Origin of the sequence: Sphaerotilus natans, assembly GCF_900156335.1 — a bacterium.
Lineage (GTDB): Bacteria > Pseudomonadota > Gammaproteobacteria > Burkholderiales > Burkholderiaceae_C > Sphaerotilus > Sphaerotilus natans.
In genome coordinates this window covers 1-4,755 of sequence record NZ_FTMZ01000046.1, presented here as the reverse complement: position 1 = coordinate 4,755, position 4,755 = coordinate 1, and the positions used below count along the sequence as shown (strand labels likewise).

6 protein-coding genes are annotated in these 4,755 nt (G+C 67.1%); all 6 read right to left on the bottom strand.

What is annotated here, in order from left to right:
• A partial coding sequence (locus BW996_RS20815) for a transposase family protein (RefSeq protein ID WP_139330994.1) occupies positions 1–267 on the bottom strand: 267 nt, incomplete at its 3' end.
• A gap of 292 nt (positions 268–559) precedes the next feature.
• Positions 560–1,579, bottom strand: coding sequence for an ADP-glyceromanno-heptose 6-epimerase (gene rfaD, locus BW996_RS20810; protein ID WP_037485263.1), 1,020 nt, complete (start codon positions 1,577–1,579; stop codon positions 560–562).
• Positions 1,576–2,526: a D-glycero-beta-D-manno-heptose-7-phosphate kinase gene (rfaE1, locus tag BW996_RS20805; RefSeq protein ID WP_051632253.1), complete on the bottom strand. Its 951-nt coding sequence runs from the start codon at positions 2,524–2,526 to the stop codon at positions 1,576–1,578. Before rfaE1 ends, rfaD begins: the two co-directional genes overlap by 4 nt.
• A gap of 77 nt (positions 2,527–2,603) precedes the next feature.
• On the bottom strand, positions 2,604–3,539 hold the full coding sequence (locus BW996_RS20800) for a glycosyltransferase (protein WP_051632252.1): 936 nt from the start codon (positions 3,537–3,539) through the stop codon (positions 2,604–2,606).
• A gap of 35 nt (positions 3,540–3,574) precedes the next feature.
• Positions 3,575–4,444, bottom strand: a complete 870-nt coding sequence (locus BW996_RS20795; RefSeq protein ID WP_076459092.1) for a glycosyltransferase — start codon at positions 4,442–4,444, stop codon at positions 3,575–3,577.
• A partial coding sequence (locus BW996_RS20790; protein WP_139330993.1) for an ISAs1 family transposase occupies positions 4,444–4,755 on the bottom strand: 312 nt, incomplete at its 5' end. The genes BW996_RS20795 and BW996_RS20790, both read right to left, overlap by 1 nt.

Genomic DNA, 4,755 nt, shown 5'->3' with positions numbered 1-4,755 from the left:
GAACTGATGCGGGTCGAGCAGGCTGAAGACGCGCCCGAAGGTGTCGTGCGAGGCGATGCCGTTGGCGTACGGCAGATGCTGGCGCAGCCAGTCGATCTGCAGCTCGGCCCAGTCGGTGACCGAGACCCAGCTGTCGGCGCCACTGCTGACGCCGCACAGCGCCGCGAACATCAGCTCGTCCAGCGGAAACGGACACGACCGCGAGCGCGGATCGTCCAGTTCGGCCAGCGCCTCGATGAAGTGGGGGAGCAGCGGCGCAGTGGTCATCGGGGCGGGCGCCGCTTCGAGCTGCGGCGGTTGGGTCAGCGGGGCGTGTTCATAACACGGAACCGACCAGGTTCTTCATGCAATCGCCCTGACCTGTCGATCATCATGCGCACCGTCGGCGTGATGTTCGGTCGCAAAGGCGCCTACTGACGCGCCAGGCCATCGCCGACCGCAAATGAAAAAGGCGCCGACGGCGCCTTTTTCATTTCAAGCCCAAGATGCATCAGGATGTGCATCGCAGGTCGACGGCCACGGCTTGTGCCGCGCTTAAGACACGACGCCACCCCACCCCTCAGATCAGGGGGGTCGAGGCCAGCCAGCGCACATAGCTGGCCACGCCGCCGGCCACGTCGCTGAAGGCGTGGTCGCAGCCGGTGGCGCGCAGGCGCGTCAGGTCGGCCTGGGTCAGGCACTGGTACTTGCCGCGCAGGGCGTCGGGAAAATCGATGTAGCTCACCAGGCCCTGGGCGATCTGCGCGTCGAGCGTCAGCGCCGGCAGGCCGTCGAGCGCGCGGCAGGCGTTGACGGTCGCATGCGCCACGTCGTTGAAGGGCTGCGCCCGGCCGGAGCCGAGGTTGAAGATGCCGCTCTTGTCCGGGTTCTGCAGGAACCACAGGTTGACCGCCACCACGTCGTCGACGAAGACAAAGTCGCGCGACTGCGTGCCCGGCGCGTAGCCGTTGTACTCGCCGAAGAGCTTGACCTGGCCGTTCTGGCGGAACTGGTTGAAGTGGTGGAAGGCGACGCTGGCCATGCGGCCCTTGTGCTGCTCGCGCGGGCCGTAGACGTTGAAGTAGCGAAAGCCCACGATCTGGCCGTCCTGCGTGCCGCCCTGCGAGCTCAGGGTGGGCAGGTAGCGGCGCACCACCTGGTCGAACAGCAGCTTGGAGTAGCCGTAGACGTTCAGCGGCGCCTCGAAGGCCGGCTCCTCGCGGAAGGTCTCGCTGGCGCCGTAGGTGGCGGCGGAGCTGGCGTACAGCAGCCGCGTGCCCTGCGCCAGACACGCGTCGAGCAGCGTCTTCGAGCAGCGGTAGTTGTTCTCCAGCATGAACTTGCCGTCATGCTCCATCGTGTCGGAGCAGGCGCCCTCGTGCAGGATCGCGTCGATGTGGCCCAGCTCGCCGGCGGCAAAGCGCGTGTAGAACTCGTCCTTGTCGAAGTAGTCCGCCAGGGTGCTGCCCAGCAGGTTGCGGTATTTGGGTCCGTCGGTCAGGTCATCGACCGCGATGACCTCCTTCGCGCCCAGGTGGTTCAGGCCGTGGACCAGGTTGCTGCCGATCATGCCGGCCGCGCCGGTGACGACGACTCTCATGCCGTTTCCTTTCCGAAGAGTTCCTCGAAGCTGCAGCTGGCGGTGCCGAACTTGCCCACGACGATGCTGCCGGCGCGGTTGGCCAGCGGCACCGCGTCGCGCAGGCTCATGCCGCAGGCCAGCAGCGCCGCCAGCGTGGCGATGACGGTGTCGCCCGCGCCGGTCACGTCGAAGACCTCGCGCGCCTGGGCCGGCACCTGGAAATGCGTCGGCTGGCCGTCGACCGCCTCGAACAGCGACATGCCATCTTCCGAGCGCGTCAGCACCAGGCCGTCCAGGCCCAGCTCCTCGCGCAGCGCGTGCGCGCGGCGGTGCAGGTCGGCCTCGTCACGCCACTGGCCGACCACCTGGGCCAGCTCGGCGCGGTTGGGCGTGAGCGTGGTGGCGCCTGCATAGCGGCTGTAGTCGCTGCCCTTGGGGTCGACCAGCACCGGCTTGCCGGCGGCACGCGCCAGCTCGATCATGCGCGGGATGTGGGTCAGGCCGCCCTTGCCGTAGTCGGAGAACAGCACCGCGTCGTGGTCCGGCAGCACGCGCTCATAGTCGGTGAGCATCTGCTGCAGCACCTCGTGCTCGGGCTGGTTCTCGAAGTCGACGCGGATGAGCTGCTGCGAGCGGCCGATGACGCGCAGCTTGACGATGGTGTAGAGCTTGGGGTCGCTGCCCAGCACCGTGGTGATGCCCTGGGCCTCGAGCAGGCGGCGCAGCGAGCGCGCCGGCTCGTCGTCGCCCACCACCGTCAGCAGCGTGCACTGCGCGCCCAGCGTCTTGACGTTGAGCGCGACGTTGGCCGCGCCGCCCAGGCGCTCTTCCTCGCGCGAGACGCGCACCACCGGCACCGGCGCCTCCGGCGAGATGCGCTCGACGGCGCCGAACCAGTAGCGGTCGAGCATGGCGTCGCCGACGACGAGGACGCGGGCCTGGCCCAGCGAGTTCTTGGAGATCATGGCGAAGGAGGACGGGCGAGGACGCCCAGCGGAAACGGTCCGTGATTGTAGAAGCCCGGCCGACCGCCCTCCCCGGATCAGAACACCCAGCCGGCCAGCACCGAACCCGCCAGCACCCAGCGATCCGCAGCGCGTCTCCGGCCGTGGCGCAGCATGTCCAGCGCCAGCCCGAGCCGCGAGGGCCGGCGGGCTCCATCGGCCTTGTCCGCCAGCGTGCAGGCCACGGGATCCGCGCCGCCGGCCAGCCGATACAGCCGCGCGGCGGCCACGATCTGCCGAGCGAACCAGCCGTCCCGGATCATCGCCAGACGACGCTGCACCGCCGACAGGCTGCCGCGCGAGCCGATCTCGTTGCCACCGTGCTGGCGATAGCGCATCCACGCTCGGGCATCGAAATGCCAGGCCAGCCCCCAGGCCCGGGCCAGCAGATAGATCAGCCAGTCGTGATAGTGCAAGGCCTCGGTGGCCTCGACCTGATCGATGCAGAACTGGCGCACACGCGCAAAAAGCGTCGCCCGGACCACGAAGGTGCAGCCTTGCCCCGCACCCTCGAACAGGAAATCTGCCGCACGCATCTGCGGCTGCTGGTCGAGCACACGCTCGCGCCCGTCCGGCCAGAAGGCCTGCACCGCACACGAATAGCCTTGCGCTCCGGTGCGCTCGAGCGCCTCGACGGCCGCGGCCAGCTTGCCCGGCAGCCAGATGTCGTCCTGGTCGGCCAACGCGACGAAATCGAAGCCGTCGAGATTGGCCTGTCGGTAGAGGCGGCGGAAATTGGCCCCGGCCGAGCCGCTGCCTCGCGGCCAGGCATGAAGCCGAACCCGTGGATCCTGTCCCCAGGTCGACTCGATCAGCGCCCGCGTGCCGTCCCTCGAGACATCGTCACCGATGTCGATCCGCACCTCCACGCCCTCCTGAGCCAGGATCGAATCGACCTGCTCGCGCAGCCAGGGCTCGCCGTTGTAGGTGGCGAGCAGGATCAGGATGCGAGGACGGTGATCGGTAGCGGTCATGTGGGCGAAGAGGTCGATCGGGAAAGAGGCAAGGATCAGTCGCGTGCAAGCCGGCTGCCAGGTGCCGCCCAGCCCTCGACGAAGCCCTTGAGGATGGCACCTAGCTTGCGCAAGCGGCCCGTCTCCAGCACCACGGTACGTGCACTGTCGAGAAACCAGACCAGAATGTCCTGAAGGACGAAGCCAGGGTGATGGGTTAGATAGCGACGCCAGACAATGACACGGTTCTTAGACTGCAGGTACTTTCGCAAGGGCGAATAGTTCGTCGGAGACCACTTGCCTGCACCTTTCTTGCGCGCGCCGATGCCATGCGAGACTGTGATGCTTGGAATGCACCAGATCGTGCGCTCGTGAGAGCGCAGCGCCAAACAGAAGTCGACATCCACGTTGTCGACGATGAGGCCTTCGTCATAGCGGAGTTCGGCAGGAATGCGGTCGATGCGCAACAGCGAGCAGCTGTTGATCAGGAACAGCGCTTCGAAGGCCGGCTCCGTCTCGACCGGCCAGAGGCTGCGCCGCCAGAATCCTTGCAGCGACACGATGCGTCCGGGATGGCCCGTGCTGCTGTTCAGATAGCGGGGCCCGATGAGGGCAGCATCAGGTCGGGTCCGCGATGCATCCAAGAGCCGCCCGCACAGACCCGGAGGAATCTCGGTGTCCTGATCGAACAGGACCATGTGCGTGAAGCCATTCGCGCGGGCATGGCGCATACCTTCATTGAGCGCACCGGAGATGGCGCCGCGATTTTCATTGAACAGAACGGAGACGTTGCTGCCGAGCGCAGGAAACGTCGCCCGAGCCGGCGTGTTGTCGACGACCAGCACGTGGTCGACCTGTGTGGCAATAGCCCGAAGCCGGCCAGCGACCTCATCATCCGGCGAATAGGTGACCCAGGGCGATTGCATCAGCCATCGCTCGAAATTTGTGCAGGGCTGAGTGAGGCTGGAGTCAAGCCGAAGAGCGCTTGGAGGTAGTCATCGCTCCAGCCCATGCGCTTGCGCTTGGTCTTCTGGCTGCCCTTGCCGGCGTCGAGCTTGATCTGGTTCTGGGCGATGCGCCGCAGCGTGGCCATGTTGTGCGGGCCGTGGTCGCGCCGGATCAGGCAGGCATCCTCGCGGTAGTTGACGTCCAGCACCCAGTGGCAGTCGTTCTCGATGGCCCAGTGCGCCCGGATGGTGGCGTTGAAGGCCTGGGCGTCGAGCACCTCGGAGCTGAT